This window comes from Pseudorhodoferax sp. Leaf267 (genome assembly GCF_001422405.1).
GTDB lineage: Bacteria > Pseudomonadota > Gammaproteobacteria > Burkholderiales > Burkholderiaceae_C > Pseudorhodoferax.
This window is the reverse complement of sequence record NZ_LMMV01000024.1, coordinates 211,719-227,147: the sequence shown is the minus strand read 5'-3', so window position 1 is coordinate 227,147 and position 15,429 is coordinate 211,719. Positions and strand designations below refer to the sequence as shown.

At 64.4% G+C, this 15,429-nt stretch carries 14 protein-coding genes; 5 read left to right on the top strand and 9 right to left on the bottom strand.

The genetic code is table 11. From position 1 onward, the window contains the following. Positions 1-99: 99 nt before the first annotated feature. Positions 100-756 (bottom strand): PEP-CTERM sorting domain-containing protein, encoded by a 657-nt coding sequence (locus ASF43_RS31445; RefSeq protein ID WP_056187156.1) that lies wholly within the window; start codon positions 754-756, stop codon positions 100-102. Between the two features lie 513 nt (positions 757-1,269). Beyond that, entirely contained in the window at positions 1,270-2,559 is a 1,290-nt protein-coding gene (locus ASF43_RS24610; RefSeq protein WP_056187152.1) for a CitMHS family transporter, read from the bottom strand. A gap of 156 nt (positions 2,560-2,715) precedes the next feature. Between ASF43_RS24610 and ASF43_RS24605 the strand changes: the two genes are divergently transcribed. Continuing rightward, positions 2,716-3,168, top strand: a complete 453-nt coding sequence (locus ASF43_RS24605; protein ID WP_235578356.1) for a 2-methylaconitate cis-trans isomerase PrpF family protein — start codon at positions 2,716-2,718, stop codon at positions 3,166-3,168. Here the strand turns inward: ASF43_RS24605 and ASF43_RS24600 are convergent. The 7 genes from ASF43_RS24600 to ASF43_RS24570 form a co-directional block, all read right to left on the bottom strand. Beyond that, positions 3,138-4,805 (bottom strand): PAS domain-containing methyl-accepting chemotaxis protein, encoded by a 1,668-nt coding sequence (locus ASF43_RS24600; RefSeq protein ID WP_082498150.1) that lies wholly within the window; start codon positions 4,803-4,805, stop codon positions 3,138-3,140. The two genes, ASF43_RS24605 and ASF43_RS24600, sit on opposite strands and share 31 nt — an antisense overlap. A 47-nt stretch (positions 4,806-4,852) precedes the next feature. Then, positions 4,853-6,586: a methyl-accepting chemotaxis protein gene (locus tag ASF43_RS32125; protein ID WP_056187149.1), complete on the bottom strand. Its 1,734-nt coding sequence runs from the start codon at positions 6,584-6,586 to the stop codon at positions 4,853-4,855. Positions 6,587-6,623: 37 nt separating this feature from the next. Next, positions 6,624-7,175, bottom strand: coding sequence for a chemotaxis protein CheW (locus ASF43_RS24590; protein ID WP_056187146.1), 552 nt, complete (start codon positions 7,173-7,175; stop codon positions 6,624-6,626). A gap of 58 nt (positions 7,176-7,233) precedes the next feature. Next, entirely contained in the window at positions 7,234-9,768 is a 2,535-nt protein-coding gene (locus ASF43_RS24585; RefSeq protein WP_082498149.1) for a PAS domain S-box protein, read from the bottom strand. Beyond that, positions 9,765-10,556 carry an ABC transporter substrate-binding protein gene (locus ASF43_RS24580; RefSeq protein WP_200932605.1) on the bottom strand — a complete coding sequence of 264 codons (792 nt, stop codon included), beginning with the start codon at positions 10,554-10,556 and terminating at the stop codon, positions 9,765-9,767. The genes ASF43_RS24585 and ASF43_RS24580 overlap by 4 nt, the downstream gene beginning before the upstream one ends. Before the next feature lie 19 nt (positions 10,557-10,575). Next, positions 10,576-11,271, bottom strand: coding sequence for an HD-GYP domain-containing protein (locus ASF43_RS24575; RefSeq protein WP_235578361.1), 696 nt, complete (start codon positions 11,269-11,271; stop codon positions 10,576-10,578). Positions 11,272-11,396: 125 nt separating this feature from the next. Beyond that, positions 11,397-11,768 (bottom strand): response regulator transcription factor, encoded by a 372-nt coding sequence (locus ASF43_RS24570; protein ID WP_056187140.1) that lies wholly within the window; start codon positions 11,766-11,768, stop codon positions 11,397-11,399. A gap of 112 nt (positions 11,769-11,880) precedes the next feature. On the opposite strand from ASF43_RS24570, the gene ASF43_RS24565 reads away from it, so the two are divergent. From ASF43_RS24565 to ASF43_RS24550, 4 genes are all read left to right on the top strand, one after another. After that, positions 11,881-12,564 (top strand): response regulator, encoded by a 684-nt coding sequence (locus ASF43_RS24565; protein WP_056187137.1) that lies wholly within the window; start codon positions 11,881-11,883, stop codon positions 12,562-12,564. Between the two features lie 2 nt (positions 12,565-12,566). Further along, positions 12,567-13,310, top strand: coding sequence for a response regulator (locus ASF43_RS24560; RefSeq protein WP_056187136.1), 744 nt, complete (start codon positions 12,567-12,569; stop codon positions 13,308-13,310). Positions 13,311-13,522: 212 nt separating this feature from the next. After that, positions 13,523-15,013: a PAS domain-containing sensor histidine kinase gene (locus ASF43_RS24555; protein WP_056187484.1), complete on the top strand. Its 1,491-nt coding sequence runs from the start codon at positions 13,523-13,525 to the stop codon at positions 15,011-15,013. Further along, a complete protein-coding gene (locus ASF43_RS24550) occupies positions 15,010-15,429 on the top strand; it encodes a response regulator (protein ID WP_056187133.1) in 420 nt (139 codons plus the stop codon). Before ASF43_RS24555 ends, ASF43_RS24550 begins: the two co-directional genes overlap by 4 nt.

The following is a 15,429-nucleotide window of genomic DNA, read 5'->3' as shown; positions in this document are numbered from 1 at the left end:
GGCGCCCACCACCCAGCGCCACGGCAGCATCAACCATGCCACGCCCATCCAGAGCGGCGGCCGCACCACCGCCCAACGCCAAGCCGATGTGCTGGCTGCTCAGGTCGCTGCTTGCAGCTTGCGACGCTGCGCAAGTCCCAAGCCGGCAATGCCCAATCCCAGGAGAGCAAGCGAACCAGGCTCAGGTACCACTTGAACGACGTCGATGGAGAACGCGTACAAGCTCTGAAGTCCAGGGTTGCTGAAGTTTGAAATGGTGCCGTTGATGAACAGCGGGTCCAGATTTTGCGCATCGTGGTCCGTCGCCAACGGACCGGTGTTGCCCTGGAGGAAAATCGGGTTGAAACCGATATACGTGGCAAAACCCGCATAGACGGTCGTTGGAGAAAAAAGTTCGAAAACATCCGCCGGGCCAAAATCGACAGATTGGTCCAAAGTGGCTCCCGACAGCGTTTGCATCGAGCCGATCAATATGACTTCGTAGCTGGCGTTGCCGTTTGATATCGCCAAGAACGGCGTCACGTTTCCAGCCCGTCCTGCATCGAAGTTGAAATTGGTCGCCTGCCACGCGCCCCCAGCAAGCGTCACGGCCGAAGACAGATCGACATTCAGACGCCCAACGCCACCTTGATCGAGAAACTCATTGGCAATGGAGGTCCCGGGGCCGATCGGAACAGCCAACGCGGCAATGGGCGCGACAAGCGATCCGCAGGCTAAAGCGGAGATCAATGCGATGCTGAATTTTTTGAAAATCATGGTCCTGTCCTAGAGCTTTCTGTTTGAGTTCATGGGCTGCTGACTCGAATTTAGTAGCGCCGCGACCCGAGGTCCGCAACTTGATTGATCAAAATCTGAGCGTTGGATCGGAGAATTCCGTGCAACTTTTGAACTTACGCACGAATCGGGCCGTCTGTTTGAATTCAACAAGCTTTAGCACTTCGAGCTCCAATCGAGCGATGGGTGTAAAGAATCACGACTATTCAAATTGACTGATATCAAGCCGCCAATCAAGGCGATTCGCCAAGTTTCGACAAACGAAAATAATCAAGACGTTGCACGATTCGTCTCGGGCTGAAGATGGATGGGCAATACCAATCGACGACAAGTTTCATGATCGACCTGGCAGAAGCGCACTGCGCATGCGCAGCTTCCACGCAGGCGCCGACCACGAAGCATTATTCGAGGGGAGCCGTGCAGCGCTACGACACCCACGTGCCCCTGCCCATCGAGCTGGCGTGCTGGCATGTCCATGCGTCTGCTGTCGCGTGGTCAGAACAGCGGCACGACGCCGAATGCGGCCGCCGACAGGATCATCACCAGGACCAGCAGTGCCGCCCACTTGAAGGTGAACCTCTGGTGGGCACCGAACTCTACGCCGGCCACGCCCATCAACACGTAGTTCGCCGCAACGAGCGGGCTCAGTTGGTGGATGGGCTGCCCCAGCAGCGAGGCGCGGGCGATGATCTCCGGCGCGATGCCGCAGCCCTTCGCGGCCTCGGCCAGGATGGGCACGACGCCGAAGTAGAACGCGTCGTTGGACAGGAAGAAGGTGAACGGTGCGCTCAATAAACCGGTGATCAGCGGAAGGAAGTTGCCCGCGTTCGCCGGGATGTTGGACACCACGCTCTGCGCGATGGCGTCGGTCATCTTGGTACCGGACAGGATGCCGGTGAACACCCCAGCCGCGAAGATCACGGCCACGACCGCAATGACGCTGGACGCGTGCGAAGCGATGCGCTCCTTCTGGTCCTTCACGTTCGGGAAGCTCACCGTGATGGCGATGGCGAAGGCGCCCATGAACAGCAGCGGCAGCGGCAGAACACCCATCACCAGGCTGGCCATCAGGGCAGTGGTCAGGACCAGGTTGAAGGCCATCTTGGCGCGGCTGGAACGCGGCGGCTCGGATGCGTCGATGTCGACTTCGCCACCAAGCGGCGACGATTCGGAAAGGTTGGGCTTCCAGTCGATGCGTTTGAGTCGTGCACGCTCCTTGTTGCCCAGATACCAGGCCACGCCGAGGGTCGCCAGGCAGGCCATTGCCATCGATGGAATCAGGGGAAGGAACACCTGCGAGGCGTCCAGGTGCAACGAACTCATGACGCGCGCCGTCGGCCCGCCCCACGGTACGAAGTTCATGATGCTGTTGCCCATCATCGTGACGCACGGCAGGATCAGCGGGTTGATGCCCATGCGCTTATGCAGAGGCAGCATGGCCGTGACGCACAGCAGGTAGGTGGTCGACCCGTCGCCGTCCAGCGAGACGATCAGCGCCAGCAGCGCCGAATCCACGACGATGCGCACGGGGTCGCCCTTGACCAGGCGCACGATGAAGCGGATGAGCGGGTCGAACAAGCCCACGTCGATCATCAGCCCGAAGTAAAGGATGGCGAACAGCAGCAGAACCCCGGTGGGCGCGATGGAGCGGATGCCGGCGATGACCATCGGTCCGGCCTTTTCTCCGAACCCTCCGATGAGCGCGAAGACCAGCGGGACGGCAATCAGGGCGATGAGCGCGCTCACGCGCCCCGACATGATGCGCGCCATGAACACGATAATCATGGAGTAGAAGAGAGGGAAGCGGAGGCTTGCGCTCAGCCCAGGCTGGCGCCCTGGGAAGCGCTCGGCACGTCGCTGGCGGGCAACGCGTCAGGCAGTTCGTGCTGCAGGCCGCCCACCGGCGGCTCAACCGGCCCGGCCTTGTGCGATGCCACGTCGGTGGCCGCCGAAATCCAGCTGGAGTTTCTGGACCCGGGCGCCAATGACGATGGCGAGGGCGGCGCTACGTTCCTCACTGGCCACATGGTCGACACGGTGGCCGTGCCTGGCATCGGCGAGGTGCAGGCCACCTTGATCAACGCCGGCAACTCCACTATCTTCGTGGACGCGAAGACCCTGGGACTGACCGGCTCGGAACTGCAACCGGCGGTCAACAACGATGCAGCGCTGCTGGCCCGCTGCGAAAGCATCCGCGCCCATGCCACCGTGGCGATGGGCCTGGCGGCGACTGCGCAGGAAGCGACAGAGAAACGTCCGCACACCCCCAAGCCGGCCTTAGTTGCGCAGCCCCTGGGCTACACCTCGTCCAGTGGCAAGGCCGTCGCGCCCGAGGACATGGACCTGTGCGCGCGCAGGAGCCTTCAGGCCAGGTTCAATCGCCGCGGCTCGTGATTGCGCACCTGAACCTTGACTCTGTGGGCGTCGCGCGGCGAGGGCAAATACTGCTCGGTTGAACGCGGGCGCTCCGTGCGTGGCATCTGGAACACGGCGACAGATTTTTCCAGCGTGGTGGCACTCTGGCTGAGAGCACCGGCCGATGCCGCAGACTCTTCCACAAGCGCCGCGTTCTGCTGTGTCACGGTGTCGAGCTGCACCACGGCTTCGTTGATCTGCGCGATACCGATCGATTGCTCGCGAGTCGCGTCGGTGATCTGGGTCATCATCGAACCGGTCTCGGCCACCGATGCAATCACGGCCTTCAGCGTCGTGCCGGCACCTTTGATGCGCTCGCCTCCCTGTCCGATGCACTGGGCGGCCTCGGCGATCAATTGCTGGATCTCTTTGGCGGCCGTCGCGCTTCGCTGGGCGAGCGCGCGCACCTCCGTCGCCACCACCGCAAAGCCGCGACCTTGCTCGCCGGCCCGGGCCGCCTCGACGGCTGCGTTCAGAGCCAGGATGTTGGTCTGGAACGCGATGCCCTCGATCACCGACGTGATGCTGCTGATCTTCCTGGACGACTGCTCGATTGCGTCCATCGCCACCTGCGCCTGGTGCACGGCTTCTTCGCCTCGTTCCACGGCCTGGATGCTGGTGGCGCTCTGCACAGAACCGTGGGCGGCCCGCTCTGCGGTTTGGCGCACGGTGCCGGACAGTTGCTCCATCGACGCGGCAGTCTGCTCCAGGCTGCTGGCCTGGCTTTCCGTGCGCGATGACAGATCCAGACTGCCCTGCGCGATCTCCTTTGCGGAAGTGGTGAAGCCGCCAATCTCGCTGCGCACATCTCCCACGACCGCACGCAGGTTGATCTGAATCTGACTCAGCCGCCGCATCAGCGCACCGATGGGCTCGGGGAAGTCCGTGCGGACCCGCCCGCTCAGGTTGCAGCTCGACAGCTCACCGGCAAATCGCACCGCCTCGCGCATGCCGGCGTTCAGACGGGCGCTGAACCACGCGAACGCTCCGCCCAGCCCGATGGTCAGGATGGCCATGCGCGCGCCGATGGCCTGTGCCCCTTGCCATTGCAGCGCGTCCGGCAATATCGCCAGAACAGCCACGGCCGCGATGGCGCCCCCAAGCCGCATCGATAACGGCGCACGCGCCAGTCGGGCGGGCCAGGCCGCCGGGCCGCGCTGCTGCACCAGCCCTCCTTGCAGACTGAAGCGGGGACGCGCCCGGTCATGCTGCGCATTCAATGTTTTGTACAGGTCTTCGGCCGCAGCAACCTGCGCCCGGCTGGGCTTGATGCGAACCGACATGTACCCGCTGGGCTTGCCGTCCTGCATGATCGGCGTCACGTTGGCTTGCACCCAGTAGTGGTCGCCGTTCTTGCGGCGATTTTTGACCATGCCTGTCCAGGGCTGGCCGCTGCCAATGGTGCGCCACATGTCCTTGAACGCGGCTCGCGGCATGTCCGGGTGCCGGATGACGTGGTGCGGCTGGCCGATGAGCTCGTCGTACTCGAAGCCCGATGTCCGCACAAACGCCGGATTGCAGTGCGTGATGGTTCCGGAGGTGTCGGTCGTGGAGACCAGTTGCTCTCCCTCGGACAATTCGTACTCACGTTGCGTGACTGGAAGGTTGATCTGCATGGTGTACTCCTGACGGCAAGATGGGTGTGCGTATGAGTCGAACGAGGCTAGAAGGCTGCCCAGCCCTCTTCATCCGCCGACAGAGCCAGCGCCGGCGCTGGCGCCGCGCGCCGGTGCGCGACCGGCCGGCGAAGGGGCGCAGAAGTGGGAGACGGCGCAGCGCCTGGGGTGGCCGCCCGCTTGGTGCTGGAGCTTGCCTGCGTGGCCCGCACGGACGTGCCGATGGGCGTGACCTTGAACACGGCAACCGCATCCACCATCTGCTGGGCCTGTGCACTCAGGCTTGACGCAGCCGCTGCACTTTCCTCCACCAACGCAGCGTTCTGTTGCGTGGTCTGGTCCAACTGAGACACGGCCGCGACCACCTGCGAGACGCCGGCGCTTTGCTCCGTGCTGGCGCTGCTGATCTCGCCCATGAGGTCGTTCACGCTCGCGATGGACCTGACGATCTCCTGCATCGTCACACCGGCCTGGTCCACGAGCGCGGTGCCCTGCTCGACACGCTCCACGCTGGCGGCAATCAGGGCCTTGATCTCGCGCGCTGCTTCGGCGCTGCGGCTGGCCAGGCTGCGCACTTCCGTCGCCACAACGGCGAACCCGCGACCCTGCTCGCCTGCGCGTGCAGCTTCCACCGCCGCATTGAGCGCCAGGATGTTGGTCTGAAACGCAATGCTGTCGATCACGCCGACGATGTCGGACACCTTCGCCGAACTTTCGTTGATGCCGCGCATCATGTCGACCACTCGCGCCACCGTTTCGCCGCCCCGCGTGGCCACTGCCGTGGCACTCTTGGCCAGTTGATCTGCCTGTCGTGCGTTGTCCGCGTTCTGCGTGACGGTCGAACTCAGCTGTTCCATCGACGCCGCCGTCTCCTGCAGGGCGGACGCTTGAACCTCCGTGCGCTGGCTCAGATCCGCGTTGCCATGGACAATCTCTTCCGACGCGATGGCGACGCCCTCGGCATTGCGGCGGACGCTGGTGACCATGCCGGCAAGGGTCTCCTGCATGCGCTGGACCGTGGCCATCGTGCTCCCGGTGTCGCCCGCGCGTACCTGTACCGGCGTCGTCAGGTCACCGTCCGTCACGCGTTGCACGGCCTCGCTGACTTGGCCCGGCTCGGCCCCCAGGGCGCGTGTCAAGCTCCGCGTGATGCTCCAGCCCACCAGCGCGCCACAAGCCGCCATGGCGGCGACCATGGCGGTCAACAGTGCGACACTGCGCGACGCAGAAGCCATGGCGTCGATCGCAAAGACATTGGCACTGTCGGTCTGGATGGCGATGGATTCCTCGACCGCCTTGAACAGGACCTCCTTGTTCTGCCTGACATTGCTCGACAAATACCGTCCCGCTTCTTCGGTCCGCCCTTGGCGGGCCATCGCGAGGGCCTCGTCCACGCCCCGGTCGTAGAGCGGGGTCGATTGCTTGATCGTGGCCAACAAGGCGCGGCCCTTGGGCAGAACGACCAGTTTGTCGAGTTCGTCCACCAGCTGGATGTTGCGGGCACGCAGACCCTGAATCTTGCTGCTCTCGCCGTCGCGGAACCCCGGGTCCGCAACGATCACCACGTTGCGCGCGAACACGGCCATGTCGTTCAGGTTGTTCATCACGGCGTTGAACTGTCTGACCTTCAGCATGCGGCTGTTGGCCAACTCGTCCAGGTGCGATGCCAGCTGGCGCACCAGGACCGTCGAGTAGACCGCGATCGCCACACCGAAGAGGATCGAGAGGCCGAAGCCGAGCGCAAGGCGCGTGGAAATCTTGAGATTGGAATGTGGAGCCATGGAAGCTGTTTCCTGTCTGGAGGTTGTGCCGTTGGAGTCAGTGAGCGTGGCTTGGCAACGCCGGGGCCGACGCCGCCCTGGCCAACCCCATCTCCGGACTGCGCATCAGCGCTTCGATGTCGAGCAGCAGCAAAGTGCGGTTGTCGAGTGAGCCGATGGCCAGCAGGTGGTCGGTGAGCACCGACGCGTCCAGTTCAGGCACCGGATGCAGGTGCTCGGGCTCCAGCGTCAGCACGTCGCTCACGCTGTCCACGACGATGCCCGCGATCCGGGCGCCGAACGTGAGGACGATGACCACGGTCGAGGCGTTGAAGAGCGGCTGTTCGATGCCGACCTTTCGCCGCATGTCCACGATCGGCACGATGACGCCGCGCAGGTTGATGACACCGAGGATGAAGCTGGGCGCAGTCGGCAGCTGTGTCGGTGCCGTGTAAGAACGGATCTCCTGCACCCGCAGGATGTCCAGCCCGTACTCCTCTTGCCCCAGCCGGAAGGCCAGGAACTCGCGCGGCCCGGGCCCGAGAACCTTTTGGCTGGCGGCTGGTGGACGGGTGTCGACGGCAGTGCCGGCATTGACGCTGTAGGTCATGTCTTCTCCGGGGGTGATGGGTGGATGGCAGAGCGCGGGATGTGGGCCAGGCGCCTCGTCACAACCGCGCTGGCACCGTTTCGGCGTATCCGCGCATGGGCATGAAGATGTGGAATGCTGCTCCTCTGGGCAGGTTCTCTGCATGGATGCGGCCACCATGGGCCTCTGCGATCTTTCGGCAGATGGCCAGGCCGAGCCCCGTTCCGCCTGAACCATCCTTGGTCTTGCTCGACTGCACGAACGCTTCGAAGATGCATGCCAGTTCATCCTCGGGAATCCCGGGCCCCTCGTCGCTGACGCAGAAGTGCAGCTCATTGGTCAGGCTGACCTCTCCCACGATCTCGACCGTCCCGCCTTGCGGCGAGAACTTGATGGCATTGGCGATGACGTTGCGCATCAGCTGCTGGAACCGCAGCGGGTCGGCTTTTGCGACCAGGGGCACAGACGACAGGCTCGTCTGCAGGTGCAGGCGTCGCGAATCCACGAGGGGCTCCAGTTCCTGCAGCACGGTGCGCAGCGGTCCGCGCAGGTCGATGCGCTCCAGGTGGAACGTGCCCACCGTGCTCTCGATCTTGGCCACGTCGAGCAGATCGTTGACGAGTGCCAGCATGCGATGCCCTGCAGCGTGGATGTCGGCAAACATGCCGGCCAACTTGGGCTGGTCCTTGCCGCGCAGGGTTCCAAGTTCCGAGAAGCCGATGATCGATTGCAGCGGCGTGCGCAGCTCGTGGCTCATGTTGGCCACGAACTCGGACTTCGCGCGAGAGGTTTCTTCCAGCGCATCCTTGGCTTCGCGCGTGACACGCTCGGCCTCGCGGAAGTCGGTCACGTCCATGAGAACGCACAGGATCCCGGCTGCCTGGCCCCTTGCCTCTGGGACCAGGGCCTTGAACACACGCGTGCTGCGCAGGCTTCCGTCGGCGCTGCGGATGCGCGCCTCCAGATGCAAGGTGCCACCATTGCTCAGCAGTTCCCGATCGCCCTGGGCATGCATCTGTACCTCCTCGCTGCGCAAGATCTCGCTGAGCCTGCGGCCAATGACGGCGGCGCGCTTCAGGCCCTTGTAGTCCTGCCAGGCCTGGTTCACGAGCACCAGCCTGCCCTTGGAGTCGGTCATCGAAATGGGCAACGGATTGAGTTCGAGCAGCTGCGTGGTGAGGGCCAGGTGCGACTGCAGCTGTTGCTCGGCTTCCCAGCGATCGGTGATGTCAACCGCACTGCCGGCGAAGCCGATGAGCCGGCCTGCCATTTGCAGTGGCACCACGGCCACTTCGAGCAGCAGCTCGCGCCCGTCCAAGGTCATGGCGGTCGCCTGCGTGGACCGCGCGGCCGTGCCGCGAGAAGGTTGAAAAAGCTCCTGCACCGCCGCTTTGTGCTGCTGCAAGAACAGGTCGCGCAGCGGCCGTCCGATGGCGTTGTCGGCGCCGGTGCCCCGCCAGGCCGCCCAGCGTGCGTTGACGAATGTGATCGACCCATCGACGTCGGTCCGAAACAGCAGCTCCTGGACGCTTTCCATCACGACCGCCATCTCGTGCTGGCTCTGCGCAACGCGCGCCTGCGCTTCGTCCCGCAGCCGGCGCGCCGCCTCACGGGCCCGCAGGCTGCGTGAGGCGAGCGCCGTCAACCCCACGATGACGCCGACCGCGCAGGCGCCCACGATGACGAAGCCGAGAGCACTGTCGCGCCATCTCCGCCCCGCCGCGGAAAGCGGCTCGCGAACGACGGTCACCATCGGGCGCGTGCGCGATGTGCGGTAGGCGACGATGTCATCGTCGCTGGTGTAGCTGCCGAATTCCTTGCGCGGCAGCAGCGCGCTGAACACGCGGGAACTTTGCAGCCACCTGGTGGGATCGTGGCTGGCCGCGCCGGACGATGCCAACACATCGCCCGTGTAGGTCGTCACCACAGCGGACTTGTCGGCATCGCCCAAGCTCAGTTGCTGGTACGTCGCGATCGCATCCGGGTTGATCAGTCCCACCAACAGCAGCGGCTTGCCCGTGTCCGACCTGAACTGCCGCATCAGTGGAATGAAGCCGACGCCCTGGGGGCTCGGGGTTGCCCCGCTGCGTTGCAGTCCCGACAGCGAGCGACCAGGCACGAGGGGGCCAAGCACGTCGCGTTCTCCGGCTGGCATCTTGCCAAGACGGGTGGTGTCCACGACAAGGCCGGCCTCACCTGCGGTCGAACTGGCGAGCACCATGCCCTGCAGGTCGACGACAGCGGCGGAGCGCACGAACGGCAAGCCCAGCAGCGCCTGCGCCAGGTTGGCTTGTGCCGCATCCGCGCTGGCTGGAAGCCGATGCAGGACAGGCGAGTTGGCCAGCCCGTTCATGGCCACCGACGCCGTTTCCACGGTGCGCGTGGCCTGCTCGTCCAGCACCCTGGCGAGCAGATCCAGCTGGCGCTGCTCAGCGTGGATGTAGTGTTGACGGTCGCTGTACGCCACCCAGGCGGTGCCGACCGCGACCGCGCCGGCCAGCAGCGCACCGGCGATCCATGCGAAGCGGCTGGACAGCCGAGACCCCTGCCAAAAACCGTCGTCCCCGCCCTCGGGCGCTGCGAGGACGACAGCGCTGACGCTGGCTGCCGTCATGGCGCGACGATGTCGGCCAGGCCGTGCTTGCGCGCGGCCTCGGCCAAGGAGCCGTCGCGCTGGATGCGGCCCACAAAGCCATCCATGAGCGTGAACCAGGCTTCGTCGCCGGGCTTGACGGCATAGGCATAGGGCAGCACATGGAACGGCTTCGGCGGTGCAATCAGCCGCGCCCAGTCCGCGTTGTCCAGCAGCCGGCGGCTGTAGGGGTAGTCGGTCATGAACACGTCGACGCGGCCTGCTTCGAGCTCCAGTTCGCGCGTGGCGGGCGCTGCGACCTTGACCAGTTGCGCCTTTTTGAGCTCCGAGGCCATCACCGGCTCCATGAACGTCCCGGCCTGGACGGCCACCAGCACGCCTGGCCGGTCGATATCGGCCCACGCCTTGACGACCGGATTGCTCTTGGTCGTCACGGCGTAGATGCCGCTGCTCAGGTAGGGGCGCGTGAACCGCAAGCGCTCCATGCGCTGCGGCAGCATGGCAATGGCAAACATGGCGACGTCGCAACGGTCGCCGGTCAGATCGCCCACCAGCGATGCGAAGGACGAATCCACATACGTGACCTTCAGGCCGAGTTGCCGCCCGAGCAGGGCCGACAGGTCGATGTCCAGGCCGCTCAGCTGTTCGGTCCGCGGGCTGCGGAAGGTGATGCCGTAGTAGTCCGGCCAGATGCAAACCCGCACCACCCCGGAAGACTTCACGCGGTCGAAGGTGCTCTGGGCGGCAACCGGTGGCGCCGCAGCGAAAGCTATCAGCGCAGACAGGAGGGGGAAAAGGCGTCGAAGCATGGCACGTCCCGGTGGTTGTTCAAGACTGGTCCAGCAAGGCATGGAAATCGAGCTGCTGCGCATTGACGAACAAGCGCAGCGTTTCCAGGCGGTCGAATGCGTGGACGAATGCATCCACCACGGCAGGGTCGAACGCCAGGCTGCGTTCTGCCAACAGCATCAACAGCGCCTGCTCCGGTGGGTAGGCCTTGCGGTAGACCCGGTCCATCGTGAGTGCGTCGTAGAAGTCGACCACCGAAGTGATGCGTGCGGACAGTGGAATCTGCTCGGCCAGCAGACCGTTCGGATAGCCCTTTCCGTCATACCGCTCATGGTGGTTCAGCGCCACCTCGGCTGCCAGCTGGAACAGCGGGATGCGTGAGCGGCCCAGGATGCTGGCGCCGATCTCCGGATGGCAGTTCATGATCTCGCGCTCTTCCGGCGTCAGCGGGCCGGGCTTCTTCAGCACGGCGTCAGGCGTGCCAATCTTGCCGATGTCGTGCATGGGCGCTGCCTTGCGCAACATGCGGGCTTTCTCCTTGGTCTCGCCCAGGACCAGGGCCAGCGCCTCCACCAGGAAGCCGATCCGCACGATGTGCAGGCCGGTGTCGTCGTCCTTGAAGTCCGCCGCCAGTGCAAGGCGCAGCAAGGATTCGTGGTGGGCGCGTGTGATCTGCTCCAAGGCTTCGTTGCGCTCGCGGTACATGCGCCCGAAGTCGGCAACGAACCGTTCCATCTGCGCCGATGCGGCCTCGTCGAAACTGTTGGCAGGTTCGGTGTTGCGCGGGCCGGCCACTGTCGCGAGGCTCGCATCTTGCAGCGCGCCATCGGGCAGCTCTTGGGCTGAAGGCAAGGCCAAGCTCATGCTGCCACCTCGGAGCGGCGCAGGGTTTCCAGCACCTGGAGCGTCGAAAACGGCTTGACCAGGTACTCGTCGGCGCCCGCCTGGATCCCGGCTTCCCGGTCCCCGCTCTGGCCACGCGCGGTCAGCATGACCACCTTGGTGCGGCCGAGACTGGCCGTGCTCTTGATGCCGCGACAGACATCGAGCCCGCTGAGGGTGCCCGGCATCATCACATCCAGGAGGACGACGTCAGGGCAAAAGGCGAGCGCCAATGCGAAGCCGGAGTCACCGTCGCCCGCTTCTCGAATGTCGTAGTCTTCGAATTCCAGCGTCAAGCGCAGCAGCTTGCGGATGTCTGCATGGTCTTCAACGATCAGGATCTTGCGCATCGGTGCTCCAGTGAGGCTAAAGGAAATTCAACTGGCCGATATCATATCTATCAAATAAAATATTGTTAAATGATAGAAAGCGGGATTGTGCAAATTCGATAAAAATGCACGCATGATGAAGATGCAGAGTGAAATGGGCGAGGCTGCGGCACTCAGCACGATGGAGGTCGCAAGAAGGCTGGGGCTGGCCGTGCGGTCGGTCCAGCTGATGGTGGACCGCGGAGAACTGCTGGCGTGGAAGACGCCTGGCGGGCATCGCCGCATCTCGCACGCGTCCGTGAAGGCATGGGAGTTCAAGCGCGACAGCGGCCTGGAGGAGGCGCCGGCCAGTGCAGCCAGTCCTGGTGATGCCGGGCCCGACGGGCTCTCAGCGAAGGCTTCGGCGGCCCGGCCCGGCCCGGCGCCGCAGCGGGTGCTCCTCATCGAAGACTCGGTGCACTACCAGCGACTCATGTCCCTGCTGCTACAGGACGCGTTCGCGGACGTCGAACTGCATGTGGCGAGCGATGGCATCACGGGCCTCACCATGTATGGCCAGCTGCAACCCGATGTGCTGATCGTCGACATCCTGCTGCCCGGCATCGACGGTCCGACCCTCATCTCCACCCTGCGGTCGCAACCGCAATTCGCACACACGCGGATCATCGTCGTGACGTCGCTCGATCAGGATGAGCGGCTGCCGTACGCGCACGCCCTCGTGGGCGTGCCGGTGGTGCACAAGCCCCGGCTGGCAGCGGATTTGCCCGCCCTGCTCGCACAGGCACTGGCTGGCGCGGACCGCGCGCGAGGAGGCTGAGATTGCACAAGATCCTGCTCGTCGAGGACGACGCCTCGACCGCTCGTTTCGTCGATGGAGCCCTGGAAGACCTGGGCGTCGACTTGCGCACCACCAGCAGCGTGGCACAGGCTGTCGCGCAATTGTCAGCAGCGCCATTCAGTCTCGTGCTGACCGACCTCATGCTGATTGGCGAGTCCGGGCGGGACCTTGTGCAGCGATTGCGTGACCACCCCACACTGGGCGCGGGGCCCCGGGTGGCGGTGTACAGCGCAGGGCTCTCTGCGGAGATCAGCGCCGAACTGCTGCGGTTGGGCGCCTGGCGCCTGCTGCACAAGCCCGTGCCCGTGGAGACTCTTCGCCAGTGCGTGCGCGATGCCATCGCCACCGCACCGGCCCAGGCTTCGGCTGCGTGCGCACACACCGCCGAACACGCAGCGCCTGCGGCTGCCGGTTCGACTGACGTGGTGACGACCTATTTCGGCGGGAACCTGCGCATCTACCACGCCTACCGGGCGACCTGCGAGAAGCAGTTTCCCGTCGATGCGGCCGAGGGTGACCGCGCCATCGCCGCAGGCGACATCCAGGCGATGCGACGCCTGGCGCACACGCTCAAGTCGGTCCTGCAGGCACTGGGCCACGGGCAAGCGGCGGAGACCGCGCGCGCCATCGACGCGGGTTGCGCCACCAACGATTGGGCGGCGGTGACCGTGCGCTGGCCCGCGTTGCGAACGTTGCTGTTGGCGGGCATGCAACCTGGGAGCTGATCCGGCCTGCTCGTGTTGATGCAGGCAACCGATGGACGTGGCCCCTCAAACGCCAAAGCTCCTAATATCATTTCTCGCACATTTCGCAATTGAATGTGCAGTTTCTGCTTTGAGCCACGGCGGCGTAGACCCCACGTCCGTCACAGTCCCGAAACAGTTTGAAGCGAACGGCGCGCAGAATTCCCTCGTCAAAACAGATGTGGGGCGGCGTCATGCAATCGTTCGATGTTGTCGACCTCATCAGAACGCAATTTCCAGATGCCGCGATCCTCACGACCGCGGATGGCGAAGTCACGTATTGGAGCCTCGGCGCACAGCACGCCTTCGGTTATCTAGAGTCCGAAGCAACGCACCGCAACCTTGTCGATCTGATCGTTCCGCTGGCGCACGCCCATGAGCACGCCGAACGCATGCAGCAGGCTTTGCGCGATGGCCTGGTGACCTTCGAGTCGGTGCGCCGCCGGCAGGACGGCACCTTGCTCTATGCGGATGTGTCGGCCAAGCGTGTCGAAACGCCGCTCGACACACAACCGTCGATTCTCCTGGTCGAGAAGGATGTCACCTTGATCAAGGTGATGCGCGACGCCCGGCTGATGGAGGCACGCTACCGCGATCTGCTGGAGTCCACGCCCGACGGCATCGTGATGGTCAACCCCACGGGCCACATCGTCATCGCCAACAGCCAGGCGGAACGGCTGTTCGGCTACGCGCCATCTGAGCTTCTGGGCAAGTCGGTCGATCTTCTTCTGCCCGAGCGCTACCGCAAGGCACATGTCAGCCACCGCTCCAACTATCTGTTCCATCCACGCAAGCGCGCCATGGGCTCGGGTCTGGACCTGCAGGGGCGACGCAAGGACGACAGCGAGTTCCCGATCGAGATCAGCCTGTCCCCTCTGCACACAGAGGAGAACGCTTTCGTGATGAGCGCCATCCGCGACATCAGCGAACGCAAGAACTTCGAGAAGGCATTGCAGGAGAAAAACCTGGAACTGGCCAACGCCAACCAGGCCAAAGACCGCTTCCTCGCGAGCATGAGCCACGAGTTGCGCACGCCACTGAACGCCATCATCGGGTTCACGGGCACGCTGCTGATGAAGTTGCCCGGACCGCTCACCGTGGACCAGGACAAGCAACTGAAGACCGTGCAGACCAGCGCGCGCCATCTCCTGGCGCTCATCAACGACCTGCTCGACGTGGCCAAGATCGAAGCGGGAAAAATGGAGTTGCGTCCGGAGCCGACCGACTGTCGTGCCGTGCTGGAGGACGTGATGGCCGTGTTGCGGCCTCAGGCCGAAAGCAAGGGCCTCGCGTTCGTGCTGTCCGTTCCGCCCCAAGCTTGCTGGCTGCTGATCGACCGTCGGGCGCTCAGCCAGATCGTCATCAACCTGACGAGCAATGCGATCAAGTTCACCCACGCAGGTTCGGTCTGTGTCTCCCTGATTCGACCATCGATGGAACCCGGGGGCCGGACCGACATCATGGTGGAAGACAGCGGCGAAGGGATTTCGCCCGCCGACCAGGCCAGGCTGTTTGGCGCATTCAGCCGGATCGCGCAACGCACGGGCCCGCAAGCGGAAGGAACCGGCCTTGGACTGCATTTGAGTCTGAAGCTGGCGACCCTCATGGGCGGCGACATCCTCGTGCACAGCCGTGAAGGCCAGGGCAGTCGCTTCACCCTGACCCTGCCAGGGGTTGCAACGTGAAGCCGCGCATCCTGATCGTGGAAGACAACGCCGCCAACCTGGAGTTGGCTCGCTATCTCCTGTCCTACGCAGGGTACGACGTCCTGTTGGCCACCGATGGCGAAGAGGGGTTGGCCGTGGCGGCGCGCGAACTGCCCCATCTCATCATCAGCGACCTGCAGATGCCGGTCATGGATGGGTATTCGCTGATCGCAGCGCTTCGCGCCAGCGCCCAGTGCGCGCACATTCCAGTGGTTGCGCTCACTGCGTTTTCAATGCCTGGCGACCGCGAAGACGTGATGCGTGCCGGGTTTTTGGGCTACTTGTCCAAACCCATCGAACCAGAACTGTTCGTCCACCAAGTGGCAACGTTCCTCGCATCCGAAACGCCTCTCGGCGCACGTGCGCCCGAACCGATGCCGCGAGAAAGTCACTGA

Bases quoted from the DNA above. Each gene is read 5' to 3' on its own strand.
- ASF43_RS31445 (WP_056187156.1), bottom strand. From the start codon at position 756: ATGATTTTCAAAAAATTCAGCATCGCATTGATCTCCGCTTTAGCCTGC.
- ASF43_RS24610 (WP_056187152.1), bottom strand. From the start codon at position 2,559: ATGATTATCGTGTTCATGGCGCGCATCATGTCGGGGCGCGTGAGCGCG.
- ASF43_RS24600 (WP_082498150.1), bottom strand. From the start codon at position 4,805: ATGCAGATCAACCTTCCAGTCACGCAACGTGAGTACGAATTGTCCGAG.
- ASF43_RS32125 (WP_056187149.1), bottom strand. From the start codon at position 6,586: ATGGCTCCACATTCCAATCTCAAGATTTCCACGCGCCTTGCGCTCGGC.
- ASF43_RS24590 (WP_056187146.1), bottom strand. From the start codon at position 7,175: ATGACCTACAGCGTCAATGCCGGCACTGCCGTCGACACCCGTCCACCA.
- ASF43_RS24585 (WP_082498149.1), bottom strand. From the start codon at position 9,768: ATGACGGCAGCCAGCGTCAGCGCTGTCGTCCTCGCAGCGCCCGAGGGC.
- ASF43_RS24580 (WP_200932605.1), bottom strand. From the start codon at position 10,556: ATGCTTCGACGCCTTTTCCCCCTCCTGTCTGCGCTGATAGCTTTCGCT.
- ASF43_RS24575 (WP_235578361.1), bottom strand. From the start codon at position 11,271: ATGGAACGGTTCGTTGCCGACTTCGGGCGCATGTACCGCGAGCGCAAC.
- ASF43_RS24570 (WP_056187140.1), bottom strand. From the start codon at position 11,768: ATGCGCAAGATCCTGATCGTTGAAGACCATGCAGACATCCGCAAGCTG.
- ASF43_RS24565 (WP_056187137.1), top strand. From the start codon at position 11,881: ATGATGAAGATGCAGAGTGAAATGGGCGAGGCTGCGGCACTCAGCACG.
- ASF43_RS24555 (WP_056187484.1), top strand. From the start codon at position 13,523: ATGCAATCGTTCGATGTTGTCGACCTCATCAGAACGCAATTTCCAGAT.